The 26,459-nt window shown below is 45.3% G+C and carries 16 protein-coding genes; 6 read left to right on the forward strand and 10 right to left on the reverse strand.

The features are described 5' to 3' along the window. Window positions 1-2: 2 nt before the first annotated feature. From def to CC97_RS10565, 6 genes are read right to left on the reverse strand one after another with little or no spacing between them, the layout of a single operon-like run. Window positions 3-461: a peptide deformylase gene (def, locus tag CC97_RS10540; protein WP_044974937.1), complete on the reverse strand. Its 459-nt coding sequence runs from the start codon at window positions 459-461 to the stop codon at window positions 3-5. A 13-nt stretch (window positions 462-474) separates the two neighbouring features. Further along, window positions 475-2,937, reverse strand: a complete 2,463-nt coding sequence (gene priA / locus CC97_RS10545) for a primosomal protein N' (protein WP_044974938.1) — start codon at window positions 2,935-2,937, stop codon at window positions 475-477. Beyond that, window positions 2,937-3,152, reverse strand: a complete 216-nt coding sequence (gene rpoZ, locus CC97_RS10550; RefSeq protein WP_044974939.1) for a DNA-directed RNA polymerase subunit omega — start codon at window positions 3,150-3,152, stop codon at window positions 2,937-2,939. The genes priA and rpoZ overlap by 1 nt, the downstream gene beginning before the upstream one ends. Then, complete coding sequence (gmk, locus tag CC97_RS10555) at window positions 3,145-3,759, reverse strand: guanylate kinase (RefSeq protein WP_347493604.1); 615 nt, start codon at window positions 3,757-3,759, stop codon at window positions 3,145-3,147. Before gmk ends, rpoZ begins: the two co-directional genes overlap by 8 nt. After that, window positions 3,743-4,000, reverse strand: a complete 258-nt coding sequence (locus CC97_RS10560; RefSeq protein ID WP_044974941.1) for a DUF370 domain-containing protein — start codon at window positions 3,998-4,000, stop codon at window positions 3,743-3,745. The genes gmk and CC97_RS10560 overlap by 17 nt, the downstream gene beginning before the upstream one ends. A gap of 8 nt (window positions 4,001-4,008) precedes the next feature. After that, window positions 4,009-4,887 (reverse strand): YicC/YloC family endoribonuclease, encoded by an 879-nt coding sequence (locus tag CC97_RS10565; RefSeq protein WP_044974942.1) that lies wholly within the window; start codon window positions 4,885-4,887, stop codon window positions 4,009-4,011. Window positions 4,888-5,509: 622 nt separating this feature from the next. Here CC97_RS10565 and CC97_RS21585 point away from each other — a divergent pair. From CC97_RS21585 to CC97_RS10595, 6 genes are all read left to right on the forward strand, one after another. Beyond that, window positions 5,510-5,863: a hypothetical protein gene (locus CC97_RS21585; protein ID WP_347493605.1), complete on the forward strand. Its 354-nt coding sequence runs from the start codon at window positions 5,510-5,512 to the stop codon at window positions 5,861-5,863. A gap of 97 nt (window positions 5,864-5,960) precedes the next feature. Then, window positions 5,961-7,373: an IS1634 family transposase gene (locus CC97_RS10575; RefSeq protein WP_347493606.1), complete on the forward strand. Its 1,413-nt coding sequence runs from the start codon at window positions 5,961-5,963 to the stop codon at window positions 7,371-7,373. 283 nt (window positions 7,374-7,656) lie between these two features. Continuing rightward, entirely contained in the window at window positions 7,657-8,715 is a 1,059-nt protein-coding gene (gene aroB / locus CC97_RS10580) for a 3-dehydroquinate synthase (protein ID WP_044974944.1), read from the forward strand. Window positions 8,716-8,726: 11 nt separating this feature from the next. Further along, complete coding sequence (gene aroA / locus CC97_RS10585) at window positions 8,727-9,974, forward strand: 3-phosphoshikimate 1-carboxyvinyltransferase (RefSeq protein ID WP_044974945.1); 1,248 nt, start codon at window positions 8,727-8,729, stop codon at window positions 9,972-9,974. Then, window positions 9,955-11,049 carry a chorismate synthase gene (aroC, locus tag CC97_RS10590; RefSeq protein ID WP_044974946.1) on the forward strand — a complete coding sequence of 365 codons (1,095 nt, stop codon included), beginning with the start codon at window positions 9,955-9,957 and terminating at the stop codon, window positions 11,047-11,049. The genes aroA and aroC overlap by 20 nt, the downstream gene beginning before the upstream one ends. 55 nt (window positions 11,050-11,104) lie before the next feature. Next, window positions 11,105-11,662: a DUF4364 family protein gene (locus tag CC97_RS10595; protein WP_044974947.1), complete on the forward strand. Its 558-nt coding sequence runs from the start codon at window positions 11,105-11,107 to the stop codon at window positions 11,660-11,662. Window positions 11,663-11,939: 277 nt separating this feature from the next. Here the strand turns inward: CC97_RS10595 and CC97_RS20195 are convergent, their stop codons facing one another. From CC97_RS20195 to CC97_RS21345, 4 genes are all read right to left on the reverse strand, one after another. Beyond that, the gene (locus CC97_RS20195; RefSeq protein WP_044974948.1) at window positions 11,940-14,834 is read right to left on the reverse strand and encodes a cohesin domain-containing protein; all 2,895 of its coding nucleotides are present in this window, start codon (window positions 14,832-14,834) and stop codon (window positions 11,940-11,942) included. A gap of 624 nt (window positions 14,835-15,458) precedes the next feature. Further along, window positions 15,459-20,702 carry a cohesin domain-containing protein gene (locus CC97_RS10605; protein ID WP_044974949.1) on the reverse strand — a complete coding sequence of 1,748 codons (5,244 nt, stop codon included), beginning with the start codon at window positions 20,700-20,702 and terminating at the stop codon, window positions 15,459-15,461. Next, window positions 20,659-21,699 (reverse strand): cohesin domain-containing protein, encoded by a 1,041-nt coding sequence (locus CC97_RS10610; protein ID WP_044974950.1) that lies wholly within the window; start codon window positions 21,697-21,699, stop codon window positions 20,659-20,661. The genes CC97_RS10605 and CC97_RS10610 overlap by 44 nt, the downstream gene beginning before the upstream one ends. 336 nt (window positions 21,700-22,035) lie before the next feature. Continuing rightward, window positions 22,036-26,013, reverse strand: coding sequence for a cohesin domain-containing protein (locus CC97_RS21345; RefSeq protein ID WP_044974951.1), 3,978 nt, complete (start codon window positions 26,011-26,013; stop codon window positions 22,036-22,038). Window positions 26,014-26,459: the final 446 nt, after the last annotated feature.

Here is a 26,459-nt window from a genome sequence, read left to right on the forward strand (position 1 = left end):
ACTTATTCCTCCGGTTCAACAAACTCGTCAACAAGGTCAATGAATAATTTTCCGTCAAGATGATCTGTCTCGTGGCATGCACATCTGCAGAAAATGCCTTCAAGTCTCTTTTCGTAGTAGTTGCCGTTTCTGTCCTGTGCCCTGAGTGTGCAGCTGTACGGCCTTTTTACATATCCCCATACATCCGGGCAGGAAAGGCAGCCTTCAACGTCGCGCTGTTCTCCCTCAGGATCAAGTATTTCAGGATTGATAAGTTCTATGAGACCTTCGCCGACATCGATAACAGCGATTCTTCTGAGAATTCCCACCTGAGGAGCTGCAAGACCGTAGCCCTGTGCTTTGTAAAGGGTTTCTTTCATATCGTCAAGCAGTGTCCAGAGGCGTTCATCGAACTTTTCAACTGTTCTGCATTTTTTATAAAGTATATCATTTTCCTTTGTAACAATGTTTCTTAATGCCATGTTCTACCACCTTTTAAACTATGTCGCCGTTCATGTCAGCATAAATATTAACGTTCGAATATTCGCGGTATTCTGCAGTTTTCAGAAGTATCCTGCGAATAAAGCTTCTTGTTTCCTTGTTGTTTTTGCATTTAATGATCAGACGGTACCGGAACTTTCCGTTCAGTTTTGCAATGCCTGACTGAACAGGTCCCAGGACCCTGAGAGGAAATTTTATTTTTTCCTCAGCGATTATATCCTTTATTATCTTAAGTGTGACTGCTGCGGCCGCGGCTGCAGCTGCATCTGACACAGACGAAATACCGATAACGCAGATGTCACACACCGGAGGAAAGATAAGTGTTTTTCTTAATGCTATCTCTTCCTCGTAGAAACCAGTGTAATTCTGTGCGGCAGCAAGACCAAGAACATAATGATCAGGCATAAAGGTCTGAAGATAGGCCCTTCCTTTTTTTCCGCCGCGTCCGCTGCGTCCTGCCACCTGCGTGATCAGCGAAAATGTTCTTTCGTAGCTTCTGAAGTCACCTGAAAAAAGTGACTTGTCCGCAGAGACAACTCCGACAAGGGTAACGTCAGGGAAGTCGAGTCCCTTGCCTATCATTTGGGTACCTACCATTATGTCATACTTTTTCTCAGCAAAATCCTTAAAGTTTTTTTCGTATGCATAGCGTGAAAATGTGGTGTCTGCATCCATACGCAGGATACGTGCCCCAGGAAAAAGAGCTTCAAGCTGTTCTTCCATCTTCTGAGTGCCGAATCCTATCTGTCTGAACACCGTACCGCCGCATTCCGGACATTTTTCCGGAAGCTCTGCAATACTGCCGCAGTAATGACATACCAGCGAATCATTCGCTTTATGGTAAGTATACGGTATGCTGCAGTTCGGACAGTAAAGCGGTCTGCTGCATCCGGCGCATGATATTACAGTATGATAGCCCCTGCGGTTGAGTAAAAGTATCGTCTGTTCTCCTGCCTCAAGGTTATGCTTTATTTCGTGCACGAGAACTTCTGAAAACTCTCCGGTATTCCCGTTTGCCCTTTCCGCATTCATGTCGACTATTTCAACGTGCGGAAGTTCACTCTTGTTATAGCGCTCTTTGAGTTCGAGCAGTTCATACACGCCTTTGCGTGCATAGTAATAGCTCTCGACCGACGGTGTTGCCGATCCGAGCAGAAGAACTGCCCCGTGTGTTCTGCAGCGTTCCTTTGCAACGGCCGAAGTAGTGTAACGCGGAGCACTGTCTGATTTATAGGATCTTTCCCCTTCTTCGTCCATGATGATGAGTCCGATCCTTTCAAGAGGTGCAAACACTGCACTTCTTGTGCCTATAACTATTCTGGAAAGGCCTGCTTCAATACGTCTGTACTCCTCGAGACGCTGCCCGAGTGAAAGATTGCTGTGTATGACCGAAACGGTGCCGCCGAACAGCCTGCAGAAATTTTCAACTATCTGCGGTGTCAGCGAGATCTCCGGTATGAGAAGCATCGCGGTTTTACCGTCAGCAAGTGTTTTTTCTATGAGCTTTATGAACACGGATGTCTTTCCGCTGCCGGTAACACCGTGAAGCAGAAAGCAGTGCGGCTTTCCTTCATCAATAACTTCCGATACTCTTGCAAATACCCTGTTCTGTTCTTCGGAAAGGATGATCTTTCCCAGAGCATCCGGTTCGTATTTTTCTTCGCCCGGAAGACGGTAGTCAGGAACATCAAATTCCTCACACACACCGTTTTTAACAAGATTCTTTACAACCGCATCTGTAATTCCGCATATGTAGCAGACTTCCTTAACAGATGCCGAACCGTTTTCAGAAAGAAGCTTTATGACCTGTTTCTGTTTTGCAGTGGAACGAAACGCTGCCGGCTCATTTACGTAATTCTCCGTGAGTTTTATCATGCGCATGGTCCTGTCCTTTATGCGCTGACTCGCCTCACTTACACGTCTTATTACGCCCTTTGCAGCAAGAGATTCCACGACCTGCCTTTTGCCTGTATCTGAGGACACGTCAAGCAGTTCGTCAAACTCACGTTCCGATGAAGCGTTCTCCAGAAAACCTGCAAGATTACGTTCTTCATCAGTAAGATCATCAGGATCCCAGCCGCTGCACAGCTCATACTTTTCATTTACACTGACATTCATTCCTGAAGGCAGAATGGTTCTTACCGCTTCATAAAATGTACAGAAAGTATTTTCCTTAAGCCAGAGGATCATCCGCATCATTTCAGGCTTTATGACCGGTTCACGGTCAACGACTGACACAACGGACTTCAGCTTCATTGAAGGGACTTCATCAGTCACACTGAGTATAAGTCCGATACGCTTTCTGCCGCCTCTGCCGAAAGGAACAATTACCCTTACTCCGCAGACAGCCGCCCCATACATATCCTCAGGGATAAGATATGAGAACGGCCTGTCAGCTGTATATGCAATATTGTAAACAGCAATTCTTGCCGTTCGCACCGCAGAAACGGTCTGCATCAGTTTTTATCAGAGTCCGGTTCATGATATTCAACTATCCTGTACTTGCCGCTTGCAAATTCTTCAACGGCAGTCTTAACAGGCTTTTCCTTGAGGATCTCGCCCTTTTCGTAGAGCTCGTCAGCGATCTGTCTTGCTCTCTTTGCAACTCCGATAACCAGAGAATAGTAGCTTTCGTTCTTTGTAATGATCTGTGAAATTGCTGGTCTAAGCATTTTTAAGCACCTCGTCTATAATATTTTTCTGGTTTACTGATTTAAGTTCTTCAGCACGGACTACCGTTCTGAAATCTTCTATTGCATCTTCAAGTCTGTCATTTACGATAACATAATCGTACCTGTCAGCAAAGCTGATCTCATGAGCAGCCTCGGAAACTCTCTTTTCGATGACATCGGCAGTCTCTGTTCCGCGGCCTGAGAGTCTGTTTCTCAGTTCTTCCACCGAAGGAGGAGCGATGAAGATGAACACTGCATCAGGACATTTTTCCCTTATCTGCATAGCACCCTGTACCTCGATCTCGAGGATAACGTGCTTTCCTTCAGCGAGTTTCTCCATTACCTTTTCCCTTGGAGTGCCGTAGTAATTGTCGCAGTACTGTGCGTATTCGAGCATGCCGCCTGAAGCGATGAGCTCCTCGAACTGTTCCTTTTTCAGAAAATGATAATTCACTCCGTCAGTCTCGCCCGGTCTTGGTGATCTTGTTGTGGCAGAAACGGAGTAAAAGAATTTTTCGTCCTTTAATATCTCTGCAAGTATCGTTCCCTTTCCGCATCCGGAAGGAGCGGAAACAACGATAAGTATGCCCTTATCCATCATTTTCATTTCCTTTCTCGCCGCTGCATCTGAGCGCCATGGTCTCCGGCTGAACTGCCGAAAGTATTATATGCCCGCTGTCCATAACAAGAACTGCACGGGTCCTTCGTCCGCACGTCGCATCGATCAGTACACTGCTGTCACGGGAATCCTGTATCATTCTTTTCACAGGAGCCGATTCAGGACTTACTATTGCGATAAGACGGTCAGATGAGATCATGTTTCCGTAGCCGACATTTATAAGTTTCATATGAAGACCTACTCTATGTTCTGGATCTGTTCACGTATCTTTTCTATTTCAGACTTGATACTGATAACAGTCTTCGTAATATCAATATTCTGTGCCTTGGATCCTGTAGTGTTGGCTTCTCTGTTCATTTCCTGAACAAGGAAATCAAGCTTTCTTCCGACGATGTTTTCCTTTTCCATGATCGAACGGAATTCCTCTATGTGACTTCTGAGTCTTACAGTTTCTTCGTCGACTGCGATCTTTTCCGCATAGATCGCTGCCTCGGTAAGGATCCTCTGTTCATCGACAGCCTTATCGGCAAGCACTTCCGAAAGCTTTGCAAAAAGCTTTTCTCTGTAAGCTGCAACCGTTTCAGGCGCCTTCTCTTCGATCACTCCTACCATCTGTTCGATGGCATCAAGCCTTCCGAGAACATCCTCTTTCATTCTTGTGCCTTCGTTTTCGCGCATTGCAACAAATTTTGCAAGAGCGGCTGACGCAACGGTTTTCACGTCGTTCCACATCTGATCCTCGTCATCAGCAGCCTTCACTATCGTGAAAATATCCTGAAAATGTGTGATCCTTGAAAGCGAAAGATCATCCATAAGTCCGAGTTCCTCGTTTGCTCTGCGCAGAGCATCAACATATCCCTTCGCCACGGATGTGTTCACTGCAATGGACGTGTCCGGTGCGGAAATATTTGTTATGGTAACTGAGAGCTCGGCCTTTCCGCGTGAAATATATTCCTGAACAAGTTTTTTCAGCGGTTCTTCAAGGTACAGATAAGCTCTGGAAAGTCTGATGCTGAGTTCGTTGTATCTGTTATTGACCGAACGGATCTCGACAAGGATGTCACGGCCGTTCAGCACCATTCTTTCGCGTCCGAAGCCAGTCATGCTTCTTATCATGCTTTGTTCACCTCAGTTCATTTATTCATGAAAATGCTGTCCCGGCAAAAGGCGGGCAAAACAGGATATGCGGACCGGCTGTTCTCCGGCGGCAGCTTTCTGCTTTCAGCATTTTCCTTGAATGAGAGCACTGTCCTGTGACTTTTCCGTCAAATAACAATACATCTCCAATATACTCATTATTTAAGTATACCACTTTCGTCTGAATAAATCAAGGGAAACAGCGACAATTGTTTATTTACACAATTCACGTACATTTATGCATTTGCTGTCTGTCACAGTCATCGTCCATTATCAATTGACTTTATAATGCATTTATAGTATAATTTTAATGTATGTATAAAAATGAAAGGAAAATTCCAATGAAAAAAATATCCGTTAAAGCCTCAAAGCCCTATGAAGTGCTGATCGAACAGGGAATTCTTTCCCGGTGCGGAAAACTTGTGTCCGAAGTGACAAAGACAAGGTTTGCCGCTCTTGTAACAGATGACGGCACTTTAACACTTCCAAATCAATATAACCAATTCAAACCGCATAATTGCGGCTTTTTTTGTGTCAAATTTTCTGAATTTTTTCGTTGTATGGTGTTGTATTTTTATTTCAAATATGGTATAATATAAATATGAAGCTTAATTACGATAAAAAATCCAAAGATCCCACCTATTTTATCCAGATGGGAATCAGAAACGGTAAAAAGACAACAACCAAAAATGTAGCTCGTATCGGTAAGCATTCAGAACTTCTTAAGATTACAGACGATCCTCTTTCATATGCGAAAGAACAGGTCAGAATATATAACGAGGAGCATAAGAAAAATAAAACACTTGCACTTGATCTGAAAATCGACTTTAATGAGAAGATCAAAGCTACCGATGCTGTTACTTCATTATCCACAGACAAAAATATAGGCTATTTCTTTCTTCAGTATATCTACGGAAAACTTGAAATAAGTTCATTTTTCAAAAAACATCACTGAAGACAGAAAAATTGAATTCAACCCTAATCTTGTAAACAGATTTATTACGTTTTCAAGAATTATTGATCCGGATTCAAAACTCGGTTCGTTCCAGAAAATGAGTAACTATTACGAACAGCCTGATTTTGATTACATGCATATAATGCGTACCATGGATCTGATGAAAGACCATTACGACGAATATATCAGCTACCTGTATGAAAAAAGCTGCAGTATTATCAAAAGGAATACATCGGTGTGCTATTACGACTGTACAAATTATTACTTTGAAACCGAATGTGAAGACGAAGACTATGTTGATGAAGTAACAGGAGAATTCATCAAAGGGCTTCGTAAATATGGTCCTTCAAAAGAACATCGTCCAAATCCTATCTGCGAAATGGGACTGTTCATGGATGCAGAAGGTATCCCTTTATCCATGTGTATTTCATCAGGTTCTGATAATGAGCAGACTACTGCTATTCCGCTGGAAAAGAAACTTACTAAAATGCTCCAGGGGAAAAAGTTCATATACTGTGCCGATGCAGGTCTTGGATCTTTGAATATCCGTAATTTCAATTCTATGGGTGGTCGTGCGTTTATCGTTACACAGTCCGTAAAGAAACTTTCCTCAATGTTACAGGAGGCGGTTTTTAACGATTGTGATTACAAGCTGCTTTCCAGCAATAAGCATATTTCACTAAACTATATGAAGACATTCGACAGAAAAAATCCTGATAATCTGAGTCTTTACAACGATCATGCCTACAAAATAATTGACGCGGATAAAGCGTTCGATGTAGGACTTTACGAAGAAAAAATCTGCAAAAACGGAAAGGTAAAAAAAGTTAAATCCAAAGCAACGCTTAAACAGAAAATCATTATCTCATTTTCAAGAAAAATGATGGAATATCAGCGTTACATACGCAACAGGCAAATTGAAAGAGCGAAAAAGCTGCTTGAAAATATCGATCCTGAAACTTACAAAAAGGGGCCGCATGATGTTACCAGATTCATCAAAAGAATCTCTAAGTCCAAAGCTGAAGAGAACGGTTCCGACACCTACATTCTTGACAAAGAAGCAATTGAAAAAGAAGAAAAATACGATGGCTTTTATGCCGTAGCAACCAATCTTGATGATGACGCAAAATCTATTCTTGAAATCAGCATGAACCGCTACAAAATAGAGGACTGTTTTCGAATCATGAAAACCAATTTTGACGCAAGACCTGTTTACCATAGTACCCTGAACAGAATTATTGCTCATTTTATGATATGCTATACTGCGCTTTTGATTTATCGTATTCTTGAAAAACTGCTTGAAGAAAAAGGATATCATTTTTCAGTATACAATATCATTGAAACAATCCGGAATATGAACGTTTCAAATATCCAGGATATGTGCTACATGTCCAATTATACTTGCTCTCAGGTGTGTACTGCTTTGAACGAAATTACGGGACTTGAGTTAGACAAACAATACTATCTGCCAAAGACTTTGAATGGAAAAATAAAATTAATTTCCAAATAATTGCTCATACAACATTTTTGAAAAACGAAAAAAAGAGGCGTAATCAACGCATTTGCGTTAGTTACGCCTCGATTGTTTTCTTGAAGTGTTAAAGTCGGGATTATTTAAGTATACCACTTTCGTCTGAATAAATCAAGGGAAACAGCGACAATTGTTTATTTACACAATTCACGTACATTTATGCATTTGCTGTCTGTCACAGTCATCGTCCATTATCAATTGACTTTATAATGCATTTATAGTATAATTTTAATGTATGTATAAAAATGAAAGGAAAATTCCAATGAAAAAAATATCCGTTAAAGCCTCAAAGCCCTATGAAGTGCTGATCGAACAGGGAATTCTTTCCCGGTGCGGAAAACTTGTGTCCGAAGTGACAAAGACAAGGTTTGCCGCTCTTGTAACAGATGACACAGTAGACAGTCTCTACTCCGGAAAGGTCATCGGTTCACTTGAAGAAGCCGGATTCAGAGTCGTGAAATTTGTTTTTAAAAGCGGTGAAAAATCCAAATGCTCCGAAACACTTAACCGCATTTACAGCTTCCTCGCAGAAAACAGCATCACACGTTCTGACTGCCTCATAGCCCTCGGCGGCGGCGTTGTCGGCGACATTACCGGATATGCTGCGGCAACATATCTGCGCGGACTTGCCTACATCCAGATCCCTACCACACTTTTAGCGCAGATAGACAGTTCCGTAGGCGGAAAAACTGCCATCGACCTTCCGTGCGGCAAAAACCTTGTCGGCGCATTCAAGCAGCCTGAACTTGTTATCTGCGATCCGCTCACCCTTAAGACACTTTCTCCGGAGATCGTATCGGACGGAATGGCTGAGGCAATAAAATACGGCATGATAAGAAGCCGCGAACTTTTTGACATTATCGCTTCGCACACCATCGATGACTACTTCGATGATATTGATGACATCATATTCAGGTGCGTATCGATCAAACGTGACGTGGTTGAAAACGATGAATTCGACAAGGGTGAAAGAATGCTTCTCAACTTCGGACACACCATGGGACATGCGATCGAAAGCTTTTTCCACTACGAAACATACACTCACGGAAATGCTGTCGCAGCAGGCATGCACATCATAACAGAACAGGCCGTAAAGCACTCCGAATGCAAAGCGGAGGCACTGGAAGCACTCGACAGAGTCATCACTTCATACAGACTTCCGCTGAATACTGAAGCGAAGATATCTGACCTCATTCCGCTCTGTGCCAACGACAAGAAGTGTGAATCCTCATCCATCAACGCCATAATCTGCAGCGACATCGGCACCTCATCGATAAAGAAGATGCCTTTTGAAGAGTTCAGGGCCTACATGGAAGCTTAAGAGGTGGACCTATGGATATAACTTTTTTACCTTCGAAACTTAACGGCACTGTCCGCATACCATCCTCAAAAAGCGTTTCACACAGAGCCCTTATCTGCGCTGCACTCGCTGAAGGAACTTCTTATGTACGCGACATAAGCATCTCACAGGACATTCTTGCAACGATGGATACCCTTACGGAACTCGGCGCATCATTCGAAACCGAAGGAAACGTGATAAAGGTCAGCGGCATAAGCAGACCTTCCGAAAAAGCCGAACTCCGCTGCTGCGAAAGCGGTTCCACACTCAGGTTCATCATTCCTGTGGCATGCGCTCTCGGAACATTTTCAACTTATCACGGAAAAGGACGTCTTCCGGAAAGACCGATCGACATCTACACAAGGGAACTTTCGGAAAAAGGGATCACCTTCGACTACCACAACACCATGCCTTTCACAACTTCGGGAAAACTGAAGGGCGGTGTTTTCCATATTGAAGGAAACGTATCATCACAGTTTATCACGGGACTTCTGCTGGCGCTTCCGCTCTGCGAAGCTGACTCCGAGATAATACTCACGTCCCCGCTCCAGTCCGAGCCTTACGTAAACATCACGATTGAATGTATGAAGGCCTTCGGGGTAAAAGCTGAAAGAACTCCGGAAGGATACCGTGTAAAGGGAGGACAGAAATACTCTCCGGCCGACTACACATCGGAAGCGGATTTCTCACAGGCGGCCTTCTTCGTTACAGCCAACAGCATCGGAAGCAGTGTCACGATAGAAAACCTTCCTGATCCCGTTCACTCGGCCCAGGGAGACAAGAAAATAATTGAAATAGCGGAACGCTTATGCTATAATAAAAAGGCAGGCGTGTCCGGAGAATATCAGATAAACGCTTCAGACATTCCTGATCTTGTACCAACTCTTGCTGTTCTCTGCTCGCTTTCCGGAAATACAGTCCGCATTACAAACGCAGAACGTCTTAAAATAAAGGAAAGCGACCGCCTCGATACAACAGCACGAATGATCAGCGGAATAGGCGGTAAGATAGAAAAAACCGATGACGGACTTATAATCACACCGGTACCTCACTTTACCGGCGGCACGGTAGACAGTTTCAACGATCACCGCATCGCAATGGCTGCTGCCATCGCTGCGACGGCAGCAACAGGAAACGTCACTGTCAGAGGCTTTGAATCCATCAGAAAATCCTATCCTGATTTTCTGAATGACTATATAAAATTAGGAGGAAAAACAGAGAATGGCATCACTTTGGAATGATCGTATCTCGATATCAATATTCGGCGAATCTCACGGCACAGGAATAGGTGTTGTAATGGATAATCTTCCTCCGGGAGAATACATTCGCATGGAGGAAGTTCTCGCTTTCATGTCACGCCGTGCTCCGAAAAAGAACAAGACATCGACTCCGCGTGCTGAAAAGGACATACCGGAGATCATGTCCGGACTTTACAACAACAGAACCACCGGCACTCCGCTTTGTGCAGTTATAAGAAACACGGATCAGCATTCAGCTGACTACGGCAACGTACAGACTCTTGCAAGACCGGGTCATGCAGACTACACAGGAGCAAGAAGATATCAGGGATTCAACGATGTACGCGGCGGCGGACATTTCTCAGGCAGACTCACAGCTCCGCTCGTATTTGCAGGTGCTGTCTGCGCTCAGATACTTGAAAGGCGCGGCATTTACACAGGCGCTCATATCTCCGCGATACACGGAATAAAGGACAAGGAATTCAGTTTTACAGGCGTTTCACGTGAAGACATACTTGATATAAGAAAAAAAGAATTTCCTGTTATCGACGACGAAGCAGGAAAGAAAATGATTGAAGACGTCGACAAAGCAAGAAGATCACTCGACTCTCTCGGCGGTGTTATTGAGTGCGCTGCAGTAAACATCCCTGCAGGCATCGGATCACCGATGTTTGACGGCCTTGAAAACACTATTTCAAGACTCGTTTTCGGCATTCCTGCCGTAAAGGGCATTGAGTTCGGTATCGGATTCAAAGCTGCAGAACTTCTCGGCAGCCAGAACAACGACGAATTCTACGTTGATGATCACGGTCATGTTCTTACAAAAACAAACAACCACGGCGGAATACTCGGAGGAATATCATCAGGCATGCCTGTTATACTGCGTGTTGCCATCAAACCGACACCTTCGATCTCACAGCCTCAGAAGACCATCAACTACACAAGCCTTTCAAACGATGTTATAACCATAAAGGGCAGACACGACCCGTGCATTGTTCCGAGAGCAGTACCGTGCGTTGAAGCTGCTGTAAACATTGCAGTTCTCAACCACATGCTTGACTATCCCAATTTCAGATAAGAAAAAGGATCAGACAGAACAGGCCTTCCTGTGAACGCGGAAAGGAGAAGATAAGATGGATACAGCTGAATACAAACCTGATGACATAAACTCTGTCAAGATACTTCTGTGCTGTCTTATGCACAGCCTTGATTCTCCGGTTGATTCAGAAGAGCTTTATGACATCGCAGTAGATTCTGGCATAATAAACTATTTTTACTACAACGAGGCGATCGAAGAACTGCTGAAAAACGACACGATAATCTCCGCTCTTGATGACAACGGAAAAACCTGTTTTTCACTCGGAGAAAAAGGTGAACTCTTCGTTAAGGAATTTGCAAGCTACGTTGAGCTTTCGCTTCGCAAAAGACTTGTATATGAAGCTTTCAGGTACAGAGCCAAAAAAATGCAGAACGCCAGCCTTTCTCTGGATTACCGTGACTGTGATGAAGGATGCAGACTCGTATGCGGTATTTCAGACGGAGAGACCCAGGTCATGGAGCTGAGCCTGCTCACACGCAGCCGTACACAGGCGGAACTTATCGGAGAGCGCATCAGTGACAATCCATTATCCTTCTATAATGACATTATTAATTACTCGATCCAGAAAAGACTTGAACCTGATAAGGAATGATAATAAAACCAGGACGGTCCACACCGAAATTCAATAAAAATATAAACAGCGCATCAGGACTGCACTTATCTGCAGTTATGATGCGCTGTTCTGTTACCTGAGGGATCGCTGATTAATTTCGTAAATCAGCACGGGAGAGCCCGGGCGAAGCCACGCAAATTCACCGTTCCCTGGTTTTATCAGTGTTTTTCTGAAACAAAACAGACTCCGGGTCTCTGAATGCAGAGACTGCGGAGTCTGAATTTTTTTATTTAACCAACTTTTCCGGTCGTCTTAATTACTTAAGAAGGATCTTAACGAGACGAATAAGGTCAAGAGAGTTGATAACCTTGTCGCCGTTTACGTCGCCGTTAACCGGAGCTGTCTTGTCAGCTAAGAGTAAATATCTCTTGAGAGCAATGAGGTCTCTTGTGTTTACAACGCCGTTGTCATCAACGTCACCAACTGCAGCTTCTGTCGGATCTGTAGGCTTTACAGTAGGAGGTGTAGTAGGTTCAGCCTTTGTTTCTGCCGGTGTTGTTTCTGCTGGTTCAGCCTTTGTCTCTGCCGGTGTTGTTTCTGCTGGTTCAGCCTTTGTTTCTGCCGGTGTTGTCTTAGCTGGTTCAGCCTTTGTTTCTGCCGGTGTTGTTTCTGCCGGTTCAGCCTTTGTTTCTGCTGGTGTTGTTTCCGGAGCAGGTGTACCCTTGTTTACGATGATCTTACCTGCAATACCTTCAAAGTTTTCACCCTTGAGTATATTCTGCTTGTTAGTAGCCTTGTCAACCTGTGAACCTTCGAAGTTAGAGAGCTTGAATTCGTATTCGCCGTCCTTTGCATCAGCAGGGATCTCGATTTCGATCTTACCGATGACACCGTCCTTTGTGATGTTCATACCATCTGCTTCAAGGAACTGAAGTGACTTGGACTTCTTACCTACTGTCCATGAGCAGCCGAAGTCGCCCTTGATACCTCTTGATACCTTGAACTGGTCATCAAGTTCATAGTCAAACTGAAGTGCTGAGAAGCCGGCACCAATGTTCTTGGCTGAAATTTCAACCTTGATCTTTTCGCCTGGCTTACCTGAAGCTTCGCCAACCTGGATCTGGATCGCATCAGACTTTGCAGTAGGAGCTGCTGTAGGGTCAGCCTTTGTTACTGCCGGTGTTGTTTCTGCTGGTTCAGCCTTTGTCTCTGCCGGTGTTGTCTTAGCTGGTTCAGCCTTTGTCTCTGCCGGTGTTGTCTTAGCTGGTTCAGCCTTTGTCTCTGCCGGTGTTGTCTTAGCTGGTTCAGCCTTTGTTTCTGCTGGTGTTGTTTCTGCTGGTTCAGCCTTTGTTACTGCCGGTGTTGTAACTGCAGGTTCAACCTCACCTACCTGTACGATAGCACCGAGGAATGTAGGGTTGAGAACTACCGGCTTTCTGTCGCCGCCATTTTCAGTTATACGGTTGGACATTGCACCGCCGTCACCCTTTGCATCGAACGGAAGTGAATAGAAGCCATCCTTAACGCCTGCCTTAACCTTAAGAGGGATAGTTGCGATAACAGTATCACCTTCAAGGTTTTCTGTATCACTGAAGAGAGCGAGAACAGTCTCAATGTTTTCAGCTGCATCCTTCTTCTTGAATACGTTTGTTGTAGTCTTGTTGTAAGCAACGCTGTCTTCATTTTCAGGATCGTCAACGTCACCGGCTTCAAATGCCTTTTCGTCGATCTCGAAGATGTTTGTATCAACGTCGAGCCATGCATTGAGAGCGTTGAAACCGCCGTCGTTGTTGTCTGTAACCTTGATCTTGATCTTTACAGTTTCGCCGGCCTTTGAAACCTTGTATACACCAGCGTCAACCTTAGGTCCCTTGAGACCGCCTGCAATTTCAGACTTTGAAACTTCCTGTTCCTTAAGTTCAGGAGCCTTTGTAGGTGTAACTGATGTAGGAATAGTTGTAGGTTCTGTTACAGCTGCTGTAGCTGATACTGTAGGTTCTACTGTAGGAACATCGCCAACGATGATCTTACCTGTAACTGCAGCAAACTTTCCTGATTCGATCTTAACCTGCTTGCCTGTAGTCTTGTCAACTGTTGAGCCTTCGATGTTGCTGAACTTAACTTCATAAACGCCGTCCTTTGTACCTGCAGGGATCTCGATTTCGAGTCTGCCGATAACGCCGTCGCCTGTGATGTTCATACCTTCATTTTCAAGGAACTGAGCTGACTTTTCAGTTTTACCGATTGTCCATGAGCAGCCGAAGTCACCCTTGAGACCTCTGCCGATCTTCATGTTGCCTTCGATATCGTAGTCGAACTGGAGTGCTGAGAAACCGCTGCCTACGTTCTTGGCTGTTACAGGGATCTTAACCTTATCGCCGGCATTGCCTGAGATCTCGCCTGCTTCGATAATGATAGCATCAGCAGCAGGTGTAGCTGTAGGAGCTGTTGTAGGCTTGTCTGTTGCTGTTGTTACAGCCGGTGTTGAAGTAGCCTTTGTTACTTCAGGTGTTGATGTAGCCTTAGTTACTTCAGGTGTTGAAGTAGCCTTTGTTACTTCAGCTGTAGGAGCTGGAGAAGCAGCTTCTGAACCTACCTTGATAGTAAGAGACTTATAGTTAGGAGCAAGTTCAAGAGGAGTCTTTTCACCGTTTGCTTCAACTATTCTGTTCTGGTCAGCAACCTTCTTGCCATTCTGGAGAACAGGGTCGCCGCCGATCTCAATCTTGTAATCGCCTGAAGCACCGTCGAGTACCTTGAATGTTAACTTTGATAACTTCTGGTCACCCGTGAGGTTTGTGGCACTCTGGTCAACGTAGAGCTGAACAAGTGTTGAGAGATTAGCATCAGGATTCTGATACTTTGTGTTTGACTTTGTAGGATCGTTGATGTTCTGGTGAATTTGATCATCTTCATCTGTTGTTGCGTATTCCCACTTTTCAAGGCTGAGTGCCTTCTTGTTGTATGTAACATATGCATTAAGTGCTGAAAAACCATCAGCGTTGTCAGTTACATCACATGTAACACTGAATGTGTCACCAGGCTTGAAAGTAGTCTTGGACGCATCTGTTAAATTAACTGATACAGTTGCACCAGCGTCAGCAGCCTGTACTACTGATGAAAACTGTAATTCCGGCATTACGCCTACTGTACCTGCCATCATAGCAAGAGCTAATGTACTGGCAACTGTTCTTCTGAATTTTCTTGACAATTTTAACACCCTCCATGTTTAAAATTTCATGACAGCTGTTTTAAAAACACCGATCAGACCGGATATCCGGCATTGCCTGATTTCCGGTCAGCGGTCACAGGACTCTGCCCTGCAGCCGGTGCCTGTTTACTGATCCGGTATCTGTTTTTGCAGCCGTCAGATTTTCGGATAAATCTCAAAAAAATTTACTCTTAAACCTATTATACATCATCTCGCGAAAAATGTATAGCTATTTTTTAATCTTTTTTTTGAATTTTTTTTTGAAGTTGTATTGTGCACAGATTCAAAAACAGCAATTTGTAGTCTTTAACCCGCAATATTCGCCTTATTTCACACCAGAACTTATATCGTTCCGGCGTGCCGCTTCGTTTCAGACGTATATTAAAGAAACACTGATTTATGAACAGACCAGCATTTTCCTGGAAAATTAGATCAGCACACCCTCAGTTCCCATGAAAACGTGAGTTGAGGATATGCTGATCTGTTTTATCCTGAGAAAGCGCTGATCAGACCGGAAATCCGGCTTTGACGGATCTCCGGAGCACGAAGGTCACGGGATTTTGTCCCGGACCCCGCGCTGAATAATGAACTGTTCAGCGTTTCTGCAGCATTCTGGTTTCTTTATTATTTGGTTACCTTGTTCCAGATTTCTTCTGAGATATTGGTTTCACCCTTAATACCTGCTTCGAGAAGTGCTCTGAGGATGAAGGTTGCGTCTGTCTGACGGAATCCTGTACCCTTGTCAGAACCATCAACGTCACCGTTGCGGTGTGACATTTCAATGTAATTGTCAGGATACTTCTTCTTGCCTTCTTCGCTGATAAGATCTTCAAGTATCGACTTTCTTTCAACTGAGAGTGAAAGTACTTCACGGAGAAGTATTGTAGCGTCGATCTGTGTTACCTTACCGTCGAGGTTTACGTCACCTCTGAGTCCTTCAGCAGGAGTCTTTGTAGGTTCAGGTGAAACTGTCGGTGAAGGTGATACTGTTGGTGAAGGTGACGGTGTTTCTGTACCGCCTGTAACCTTGATCTTTCCTGTTACGCCTTCAAACTGGCTGCTGTCAAGCTTAACCTGCTTGCCTGTTGCCGGATCAACCTTTGAGCCTTCGAAGTTGGAGATCTTTATCTCGTATGTTCCGCTTGCATCTGCAGGAAGTTCTACTTCAAGCTTACCGATCACGCCGTCGCCTGAAATGTTCTCTCCGTCGCCTTCAAGGAACTGAGCTGACTTTTCAGTTCTGCCGATAGTCCATGAGCCGCTGAAGTCGCCCTTGATACCTCTGCCGATCCTGAGGCCGCCTGTGATGTCATAGTCGAACTGGAGTGCTGAGAAGCCTTCTCCTACGTTCTTTGCTGTTACTGGGATCTTTACCTTTTCGCCCGGCTTGCCTTCGATCTCTCCGAGTTCGATCTGGATCTTGCCTGCTGACGGTGTTACTGTCGGTGACGGTTTAACTGTAGGTGAAGGTGATACTGTAGGTGTAACTGTCGGAACAGGTGATGGTTTTACTTCTTCTCCTACTACGACGAGTGCTCCGCGGAATGTCGGATTAATAACTACAGGTGATCTGTCTCCGTCCTTGGTTACAACACGGTTTGCCATTGCGCCGCCGTCGCCGTTTGCGTCAAACGGAAGTGCGTAGCCGCCGTCCTTTGTACCGTTCTTGACCTTAAGTTCAACTGTTGCAATAACTGTGTCGCCCTTGAGGTTTTCTGTATCGCTGAACAGTGCAAGGATCGTTGTTATATTGCCAGCCGCACCTTCCTTATGGAACTCGTTGAGAGTTACTGCTGAGTATGCAACTGAATCTTCGTTATCAGGATCATCCGTGTCGCCTGCTTCCATGCTTACGATCTCAAACATGTCTGTATTTACATCGAGCCATGAGTTGAGTGCATTGAAGCCCTCGCTGTTGTCAGTAACCTTTATCTTCAGCTTGAATGTTTCTCCGGCCTTTACGTTATACTTGCCCGCATCTACTGTAGGTCCTTCAAGTCCGTTTGCCACCTGTGTCTTTGATTCAGGCTGTTCGTTTGCGGACTGTACAGGGGTGGATGTAGGAGTTACTTCTGTAGGAACAACAGTCGGCTTCGGTGATACTGTCGGTGAAGGTGACGGTGTTTCTGTACCGCCTGTAACCTTGATCTTTCCTGTTACACCTTCGAACTGGCTGCCTTCGAGTCTTACCTGCTTGCCTGTTGCGGAATCAACCTTTGAACCTTCGAAGTTGGAAATCTTTATCTCGTATGTTCCGCTTGCGTCTGCAGGAAGTTCTACTTCAAGCTTACCGATCACGCCGTCGCCTGAAATGTTCATTCCGTCGCCTTCAAGGAACTGTACTGACTTTTCTGTTCCGCCTACTGTCCATGAGCATGCAAAGTCGCCCTTGATACCTCTGCCGATCCTGAGGCCGCCTGTGATGTCATAGTCGAACTGGAGTGCTGAGAAGCCTTCTCCTACGTTCTTTGCTGTTACAGGGATCTTTACCTTTTCGCCCGGCTTGCCTTCGATCTCACCAAGTGCGATCTGGATCTTGCCTGCTGCCGGTGTTACTGTCGGTGACGGTTTAACTGTAGGCGAAGGTGATACTGTAGGTGAAGGTGATACTGTCGGCTTCGGTGATGCTGTTTCTGTACCGCCTGAAACCCTGATCTTTCCTGTTACACCTTCGAACTGGCTGCCTTCGAGTCTTACCTGCTTGCCAGTTGCAGAGTCTACCTTTGAACCTTCGAAGTTGGAGATCTTTATCTCGTATGTTCCGCTTGCGTCTGCAGGAAGTTCTACTTCAAGCTTACCGATAACACCGTCGCCTGAAATGTTCATTCCGTCGCCTTCAAGGAACTGAGCTGAATTTTCTGTTCCGCCTACTGTCCATGAGCATGCGAAGTCGCCCTTGATACCTCTGCCGATCCTGAGACCGCCTGTGATGTCATAGTCGAACTGGAGTGCTGAGAAGCCTTCTCCTACGTTCTTTGCTGTTACTGGGATCTTTACCTTTTCGCCCGGCTTGCCTTCGATCTCTCCGAGTTCGATCTGGATCTTGCCTGCTGCCGGTGTTGTAGATGTCGGCTTTACTGTTGGTGTTTCTTCTGTCGGTTTTACTGTAGGAACCGGTGATGGCTGTACTGCACCTTCACCCACCTGAACAAGTGCTCCGAGGAATGTAGGGTTAAGAACTACAGGTGATCTGTCTCCGTCCCTGGTTACTACACGGTTTGCCATTGCACCGCCGTCACCCTTTGCATCGAACGGAAGTGTATAGTTAGCGTCCTTTGTTCCGGTCTTTACCTTAAGTTCAATTGTTGCAACAACTGCGTCGCCCTTGAGGTTTTCTGTATCACTGAACAGTGCAAGGATCGTTGTTATATTTTCAGCAGCATTTTCCTTATGGAACTTGTTGAGTGTTACTGCTGAATATGCTACTGAATCTTCGTTGTCAGGATCATCAGTGTCTCCGGCTTCCATGCTTACGATCTCAAATACGTCTGTATTTACATCGAGCCATGAGTTAAGTGCGTTGAAGCCTTCGCTGTTGTTCACTGCCTTTATCTTCAGCTTGAATGTTTCTCCGGCCTTTACGTTATACTTGCCTGCATCTACTGTAGGTCCTTCAAGTCCGTTTGCTATCTGTGTCTTTGATTCAGGCTGCTCGTTTGCGGACTGTGCAGGTGAGGATGCAGATGCTGTAGGTGAAGGTGATACTGTAGGCTTCGGTGATGCTGTTTCTGTACCGCCTGAAACCCTGATCTTTCCTGTTACACCTTCGAACTGGCTGCCTTCGAGCTTGACCTGCTTGCCTGTTGCAGAATCCACCTTTGAACCTTCGAAGTTGGAGATCTTTATCTCGTATGTTCCGCTTGCGTCTGCAGGAAGTTCTACTTCAAGCTTACCGATCACGCCGTCGCCTGAAATGTTCATTCCGTCGCCTTCAAGGAACTGAGCTGACTTTTCTGTTCCGCCCACTGTCCATGAGCATGCGAAGTCGCCCTTGATACCTCTGCCGATCCTGAGGCCGCCTGTGATGTCATAGTCGAACTGGAGTGCTGAGAAGCCTTCTCCTACGTTCTTTGCTGTTACAGGGATCTTTACCTTTTCACCCGGCTTGCCTTCAATCTCTCCGAGTTCGATCTGAATCTTGCCTGCTGCCGGTGTTGTAGATGTCGGCTTTACTGTTGGTGTTTCTTCTGTCGGCTTTACTGTAGGAACCGGTGATGGCTGTACTGCACCTTCACCCACCTGAACAAGTGCTCCGAGGAATGTAGGGTTAAGAACTACAGGTGATCTGTCTCCGTCCCTGGTTACTACACGGTTTGCCATTGCACCGCCGTCACCCTTTGCATCGAACGGAAGTGTATAGTTAGCGTCCTTTGTTCCGGTCTTTACCTTAAGTTCAATTGTTGCAACAACTGCGTCGCCCTTGAGGTTTTCTGTATCACTGAACAGTGCAAGGATCGTTGTTATATTTTCAGCAGCATTTTCCTTATGGAACTTGTTGAGTGTTACTGCTGAATATGCTACTGAATCTTCGTTGTCAGGATCATCAGTGTCTCCGGCTTCCATGCTTACGATCTCAAATACGTCTGTATTTACATCGAGCCATGAGTTAAGTGCGTTGAAGCCTTCGCTGTTGTTCACTGCCTTTATCTTCAGCTTGAATGTTTCTCCGGCCTTTACGTTATACTTGCCCGCATCTACTGTAGGTCCTTCAAGTCCGTTTGCTATCTGTGTCTTTGATTCAGGCTGCTCGTTTGCGGACTGTGCAGGTGAGGATGCAGATGCTGTAGGTGAAGGTGATACTGTCGGCTTCGGTGATGCTGTTTCTGTACCGCCTGAAACCCTGATCTTTCCTGTTACACCTTCGAACTGGCTGCCTTCGAGCTTGACCTGCTTGCCTGTTGCAGAATCCACTTTTGAACCTTCGAAGTTGGAGATCTTTATCTCGTATGTTCCGCTTGCGTCTGCAGGAAGTTCTACTTCAAGCTTACCGATCACGCCGTCGCCTGAAATGTTCATTCCGTCGCCTTCAAGGAACTGAGCTGACTTTTCTGTTCCGCCTACTGTCCATGAGCATGCGAAGTCGCCCTTGATACCTCTGCCGATTCTGAGGCCGCCTGTGATGTCATAGTCGAACTGGAGTGCTGAGAAGCCTTCTCCTACGTTCTTTGCTGTTACTGGGATCTTTACCTTTTCACCCGGCTTGCCTTCGATCTCTCCGAGTTCGATCTGAATCTTGCCTGCTGCCGGTGTTGTAGATGTCGGCTTTACTGTTGGTGTTTCAGATGATCCCGGTGTAGTCGGTTCAGGTGATGCTGTGCTTCCGGATACCTTGATCTTTCCGGATACAGCCTTGAACATACTGCCGTCCATCTTGACCTGCTTGCCTGTTGAAGGATCTACAGTTGAACCTTCAAAGTTTGAGATCTTTATATCATAAGTTCCGCTTGCATCTGAAGGAAGTTCAATTTCAAGTTTGCCGATAACGCCGTCGCCTGAAATGTTCATTCCGTCGCCTTCGAGGAACTGTGCTGAATTTTCCGTTCCGCCTACAGTCCATGAACATGCAAAGTCGCCCTTGATGCCTCTGCCTACTCTGAGGCCGCCTGTGATGTCGTAGTCAAACTGGAGTGCTGAGAAACCGTTTCCTACGTTCTTGGCTGTTACAGGAACCTTTACCTTTTCGCCCGGCTTGCCTTCAACTTCACCGATGCTGATCTCGATTCCGCCTGATGAAGGAGGTGCAGATGACGGAGCAGATGTCGGAGTCTGTGATCCTCCGTTTACTGAAACTGTACCCTTTGAAATGTTACCGCTGAATTCCTTTTCAGTAGTTTTTTGATGCTGCTGTAAGAGATGAACCGGAAACATCGTAGTTACCGTTTGCAGAAGATGCAGCCTTGAATTCAAGCTTTACAGAAGCGCTTGAGAGATCCTTGTACGGATCAGCAAGACCTACGATCTTCTTTCCTTCAACATCTACTGTAAATCCGTCAGCTGATGCCTTTGTAAGTTCAAGAGCCTGGCTGTCAAAATTAAGTTCAGCAGCAAATCCTGCAAAATCTGTTCCTGAAATAGTAAGTGTTGTTGAGAAAGTTCCGCCTGCACTTGCAGAAGCATCAGCGATTTTGCCTGATAATGTACCTGACTGGGCAGGAGTCTGAGATGCAGGAGTCTGAGATGCAGGAGTCTGAGATGCAGGTGCCTGTGAAGCAGGTGTCTGTGTTGAAGGATTTCCGACAGTTACAGCAGCTCCGCGGAATGTCGGATTAAGAACGATCGGCTTTCTTTCACCGTTTTCGGTAATTATACGGTTACCCATTGCACCGTCATCACCCTTCGCATCAAACGGAAGTGAATAATTACCGTCCTTAACGCCGTCCTTCGCCTTAAGTGTTATTGTTGCAATAACAGTATCACCTGTAAGATTATTGGCATCACTGTAAAGTGCAAGTACTGTCTTGACACCTGCTGCAGCGCCGTTTTTCTGGAATGTATTTACTGTTGTATTTGAATAAGCATAGCTGTCTCCATTTTCAGGATCATCGGTATCTCCGGCTTCCATGCTTACGATCTCGAATACATTAGTATCCACGTCGAGCCATGAGTTAAGAGCATTGAAGCCTTCTCCGTTGTTTGTTACCTTAAGCTTGATCTTGAATGTTTCTCCGGCCTTTACACTGTAAACACCGGCATCAACTGTAGGGCCTGCGATACCGCCAGCGGCACTTGTCGTTGATACTACCTGTTCTGCTGAAGCAGCACTTATTGTCTGTGTGACCTGTAATGCAGGAAAACTGCCTGCAGGTCCGGTCATCATAGTGAGTGCTAAAGTACTCGCTACTACTTTTCTGAGTTTTCTTGACACTTGAACAAAACCTCCGTTTATAGATTTTCCTGCTCACGGAACCACAGATATGATATATCTGTTATTTCATGATCCCGGTCATATTTTGCAGGATTGGTCGGTTGATCTGAAAAAAAACCACGTTGTAATCTATTATACATCAAAATTTCAAAAATGTATAGTATATTTTTTTCTTCTGTGTTATGAATTATGCACTCATTTTTGCACGCATAAATCAAAAAATTGTAGTTATAGTAAATGAATCAGGCTTATTCAGAAAAAAAGACCGGAACAGCCCCTTTTAAAGTAACTATTCCGGTCTTAAAATGTTTATTTAAGATTTACCATTTTCGGATATCAGCCGAGTAACTTATTAACGAGACGGACCATATCCATTGAGTTGATAATGCCGTCACCGTTGATGTCGCCGTTTACAACCTTTGCATCCTTAACAAGGAGTAAGTACTTCTTGAGTGCGATGATATCAGCTGTATTAACTGAGCCGTCACCGTTTACATCATAAGCTGTATTTTCCGCTGTTGGTTCAGTTGTAGGTGCTTCCTTACCAACTATGATCTTGCCGGCAACAGCTGTAAACTTGTCAGCGTCAAGCTTAACCTGCTTGTTTGTAGCACTGTCAACCATTGCGCCTTCGAAGTTAGAGATCTTGATGTTGTATACTGTGCCGTCCTTAGCATCCTTAGGAATTTCGATTTCAAACTTACCGATTACACCGTCGCCTGAGATGTTCATTCCGTCTGCTTCAAGGAACTGTGCTGACTTTTCTGTCTTGCCGATCGTCCATGAGCAGCCGAAGTCGCCCTTGATACCTCTGCCGATTGTGAGATCACCGTCGATATCGTAGTCGAACTGGAGTGCTGAGAAGCCGTTTCCTACGTTCTTGGCTGTTACAGGAACCTTAACCTTTTCGCCTGCTGCGCCGTATACAGTACCGATTTCGATTGAAATAGCGTCGCTCTTTGGAGCATCTGTAGCAGGTGCTGTCGGAGATGGTTCTGTTGTCTTCTGAGTCGGTGCTGGTGATGGTGATGGTGATTCTGATGCCGGTGTAACTTCACCCACTGTGATCTTACCAGCTACGCCTTCAAACTTGCTGCTTTCAAGCTTAACCTGCTTGTTTGTAGCACTGTCAACCATTGCACCTTCGAAGTTAGAGATCTTGATGTTGTATACTGTGCCGTCCTTAGCATCCTTAGGGATCTCGATTTCGAACTTACCAATGCAGCCGTCGCCTGAAATGTTCATTCCGTCGCCTTCAAGGAACTGTGCTGACTTTTCTGTCTTGCCGATTGTCCATGAGCATGCGAAGTCGCCCTTGATACCTCTGCCGATCGTGAGACCGCCGTCGATGTCGTAGTCAAACTGGAGTGCTGAGAAACCGCCGCCTACGTTCTCTGCGTATACAGGAACCTTAACCTTTTCACCGGCATTGCCGTTTATTTCACCGATCTTGATCTTGATAGCATCACCTGCAGGTGGCTCTTCAGATGGTTTTTCTGTAGTTGCTGTCGGCTGTGCTGTTGCTGGTGTAGGCTTAACTGTTGGTACTTCAGTTGGTGTTTCCGTTGCAGGTGCAGGATCGCCAACTGTTACAAGTGCACCAACAAATGTAGGGTTAAGAACAACAGGTGATCTGTCTCCGTCCTTAACTACAACACGGTTAGCCATTGCACCGCCGTCGCCCTTTGCATCAAACGGAAGTGTATAGTAGCCGTCCTTAACTCCGGCCTTAACTGTAAGTGTGATTGTAGCGATTACCTGATCGTCTGCAGCGTTTTCTGTATCACTGAAGAGAGCAAGGATCGTTGTGATATTGTCAGGTGCACCATCCTTATGGAACTTGTTAAGAGTTACAGCTGAGTATGCAACTGAATCTTCGTTTTCAGGATCTGAAGTGTCGCCTGCTTCCATAGCTGTGATCTCGAATACGTCAGTATCAACATCGAGCCATGCATTGAGAGCGTTGAAGCCGTCCTTATTGTCTGTTACCTTGATCTGAACGTCAAATTTATCGCCAGCCTTAACCTTGTATGTACCAGCGTCAACCTTAGGACCTGCAATACCGCCCTGAACGTCAGTCTTTGATACAGGCTGTTCTGCCTTTGCAGAATTTGAAGGAGCTGTTGTAGGGATCTCTGTAGGCTTTGCTGTTTCAGTAGGCTTAACTGAAACTGTAGGTTCAACTGTCGGATCTGATGAAACCGGCTTGTCACCTACTGTAATAGTACCTGCAACACCTGCAAACTTGCTGCCGTCAAGCTTAACCTGCTTGCCTGTTGACTTGTCTACTACTGCGCCTTCAAAGTTAGAGATCTTGAATTTATATACTGTACCTTCCTTAGCGTCTGCAGGAATTTCAACTTCGAGCTTACCGATAACGCCGTCGCCTGAAATGTTCATTCCGTCGCCTTCAAGGAACTGTGCTGACTTTTCTGTCTTGCCGATTGTCCATGAGCATGCGAAGTCGCCCTTGATACCTCTGCCGACCTTGAGATCGCCGTCGATGTCATAGTCGAACTGAAGTGCTGAGAAACCGTCGCCTACGTTCTTGGCTGTTACAGGGATCTTAACCTTTTCGCCTGCCTTGCCTGCTACATTGTCAATTACGATCTGGATAGCATCGCTGTTAGGTGTCTCTGAAGGTGTAGTTGCCGGAGTCTGAGATGCAGGTGTCTGAGATGCAGGTGTCTGAGATGCAGGTGTCTGAGATGCAGGTGCCTCTGAAGGTAATTCGCCTACTGCGATATAGCCTGCTGTGCCTGCAAACTTTGCTGCTGCAAGTTTAACCTGCTTGCCTGTTGACTTGTCTACCATTGCGCCTTCAAAGTTGGAGATCTTGAAGTTATATACTGTACCTTCCTTAGCGTCTGCAGGAATTTCAACTTCGAGCTTACCGATAACGCCTTCGCCTGAAATGTTCATTCCGTCGCCTTCAAGGAACTGTGCTGACTTTTCTGTCTTACCGATTGTCCATGAGCATGCGAAGTCGCCCTTGATACCTCTGCCGATCATGAGATCGCCGTCGATAGCATAGTCAAACTGGAGAGCTGAGAAGCCGTCGCCTACGTTCTTGACTGTTACAGGAACCTTTACCTTTTCGCCTGGCTTGCCTGCTACTTTACCGATCTCGATCTGGATAGCATCGCTTGAAGGTGCCTGAGATGCAGGAGTCTGTGAAGGTGTCTGTGTAGCCGGTGTCTGTGATGTCGGATTTGATGAAGCACCGCTTACTGTTACAGTACCCTTTGTAACTGAGCCCTTGAATTCCTTTTCCTTATCCTTTGAAGCTGCTTCAAGTGATGAAGCTGATACTTCGTAGCTGCCTGCTGCTGAAGTCTTGAATTCGAGGTTTACTGTAGCTGATGAAACATCCTTGTACGGATTAGCAAGACCAACGATCTTTTTGCCCTGGATCTCAACGTCGAATCCGTCAGCTGTTGCCTTTGTAAGTTCAAGGCCGCTGAAGCTGAGTTCAGCTGCAAATCCTGCAAAATCAACGCCTGAAATTGAAAGAGTTGTCTTTACTGTTTCGCCTGCCTTGGCAGAAGCGTCAGCGATCTTGCCTGATAATGTGCCTGACTGAGCAGGAGTCTGTGAAGCTGGTGTCTGTGAAGCCGGTGTCTGTGATGCCGGTGCCTGTGATGCAGGAGCCTGTGATGCAGGTGTCTGAGCAGTCGGCTGTGATGAAGGGTTGCCTACTGTTATTGAAGCGCCCTTGAATGTCGGGTTGATTACCAGCGGTGTTCTGTCTGAGTTGATACGGTTACCCATAGCGCCGCCATCGCCCTTTGCGTCAAACGGAAGTGAATAGTAGCCGTCCTTAGCTCCGTCCTTTACCTTAAGAGTATAGGTAGCAATAACCATGTCGCCCTTTGCATTGTCTGTGTCACTGTAAAGTGCGAGAAGAGTTTCTACGCCTGCTGCAGCTCCGCTCTTCTTGAATGTGTTGACTGTAACGTTTGAGTAAGCATAGCTGTCTTCGTTTTCAGGATCATCGATGTCGCCTGCTTCCTTTCCAACGATCTCAAATACGTTTGTGTCAACGTCAAGCCATGTGTTCAGGGCATTGAAACCGTCTGTGTTTCCTGTAGCCTTGATCTTGACTTTGAATGTTTCGCCTGCCTTGACTTCATAGGTACCTGCATCGATAGTAGGACCAGCAAGTCCGCCGGCAACGTTTGAAGTGGATACTGCCTGTTCTGCTGTAGCTGCATTGAGAACTGCGAACTGTCCTGCAGGGAAGTTAGCAGCTGTACCAGTCATCATAGCAAGTGCTAAAGTACTTGCAACTACTTTTCTGATTTTTCTTGACACTTCTAAACAACCTCCATTTTAAAATTTGTTCTGACCTTCCGGGACATCCCGCAGAGAAGATCATGAGTGTTCACGTTTGTAATTTGCTGTAAAACAGCGATCGTATTATGTTGCGGATAAATCTCAACAAAAACTTATAATCAAGCTTAATAATATTATACATCATGCAACATCAAAAGTATAGTGCTATTTTAAAGTTTATAACAAAAATATTGCACAATATATTCAATGCCTCTTTTGCTATTTGACATAAATATTGTATTAATTTAATAAAAAGAAGGTATTTTTAATTGATTTCAGAGAAATCCCGTCATAAAAATACCATAATTTCGTATTATTAAAATTCAATACCGATGTCAGATATCAAGCCCTTGATCATAAACCCTGCGGAGCACAACACTGATCACAATATATCAGTTCACATCAATTATATCATATTTGTTTTT

This window comes from Ruminococcus sp. HUN007, assembly GCF_000712055.1.
GTDB lineage: Bacteria > Bacillota > Clostridia > Oscillospirales > Ruminococcaceae > HUN007.

What these genes read in the sequence shown, in the direction of transcription:
- aroA (WP_044974945.1), top strand. Translation starts at nt 8,727, where the DNA reads ATGGATATAACTTTTTTACCTTCGAAACTTAACGGCACTGTCCGCATA.
- priA (WP_044974938.1), bottom strand. Translation starts at nt 2,937, where the DNA reads ATGCAGACCGTTTCTGCGGTGCGAACGGCAAGAATTGCTGTTTACAAT.
- gmk (WP_347493604.1), bottom strand. Translation starts at nt 3,759, where the DNA reads ATGAAAATGATGGATAAGGGCATACTTATCGTTGTTTCCGCTCCTTCC.
- aroC (WP_044974946.1), top strand. Translation starts at nt 9,955, where the DNA reads ATGGCATCACTTTGGAATGATCGTATCTCGATATCAATATTCGGCGAA.
- def (WP_044974937.1), bottom strand. Translation starts at nt 461, where the DNA reads ATGGCATTAAGAAACATTGTTACAAAGGAAAATGATATACTTTATAAA.
- CC97_RS10605 (WP_044974949.1), bottom strand. Translation starts at nt 20,702, where the DNA reads ATGTTTCCGGTTCATCTCTTACAGCAGCATCAAAAAACTACTGAAAAG.
- CC97_RS10575 (WP_347493606.1), top strand. Translation starts at nt 5,961, where the DNA reads ATGAGTAACTATTACGAACAGCCTGATTTTGATTACATGCATATAATG.
- rpoZ (WP_044974939.1), bottom strand. Translation starts at nt 3,152, where the DNA reads ATGCTTAGACCAGCAATTTCACAGATCATTACAAAGAACGAAAGCTAC.
- CC97_RS10565 (WP_044974942.1), bottom strand. Translation starts at nt 4,887, where the DNA reads ATGATAAGAAGCATGACTGGCTTCGGACGCGAAAGAATGGTGCTGAAC.
- aroB (WP_044974944.1), top strand. Translation starts at nt 7,657, where the DNA reads ATGAAAAAAATATCCGTTAAAGCCTCAAAGCCCTATGAAGTGCTGATC.
- CC97_RS10560 (WP_044974941.1), bottom strand. Translation starts at nt 4,000, where the DNA reads ATGAAACTTATAAATGTCGGCTACGGAAACATGATCTCATCTGACCGT.
- CC97_RS21585 (WP_347493605.1), top strand. Translation starts at nt 5,510, where the DNA reads ATGAAGCTTAATTACGATAAAAAATCCAAAGATCCCACCTATTTTATC.
- CC97_RS10595 (WP_044974947.1), top strand. Translation starts at nt 11,105, where the DNA reads ATGGATACAGCTGAATACAAACCTGATGACATAAACTCTGTCAAGATA.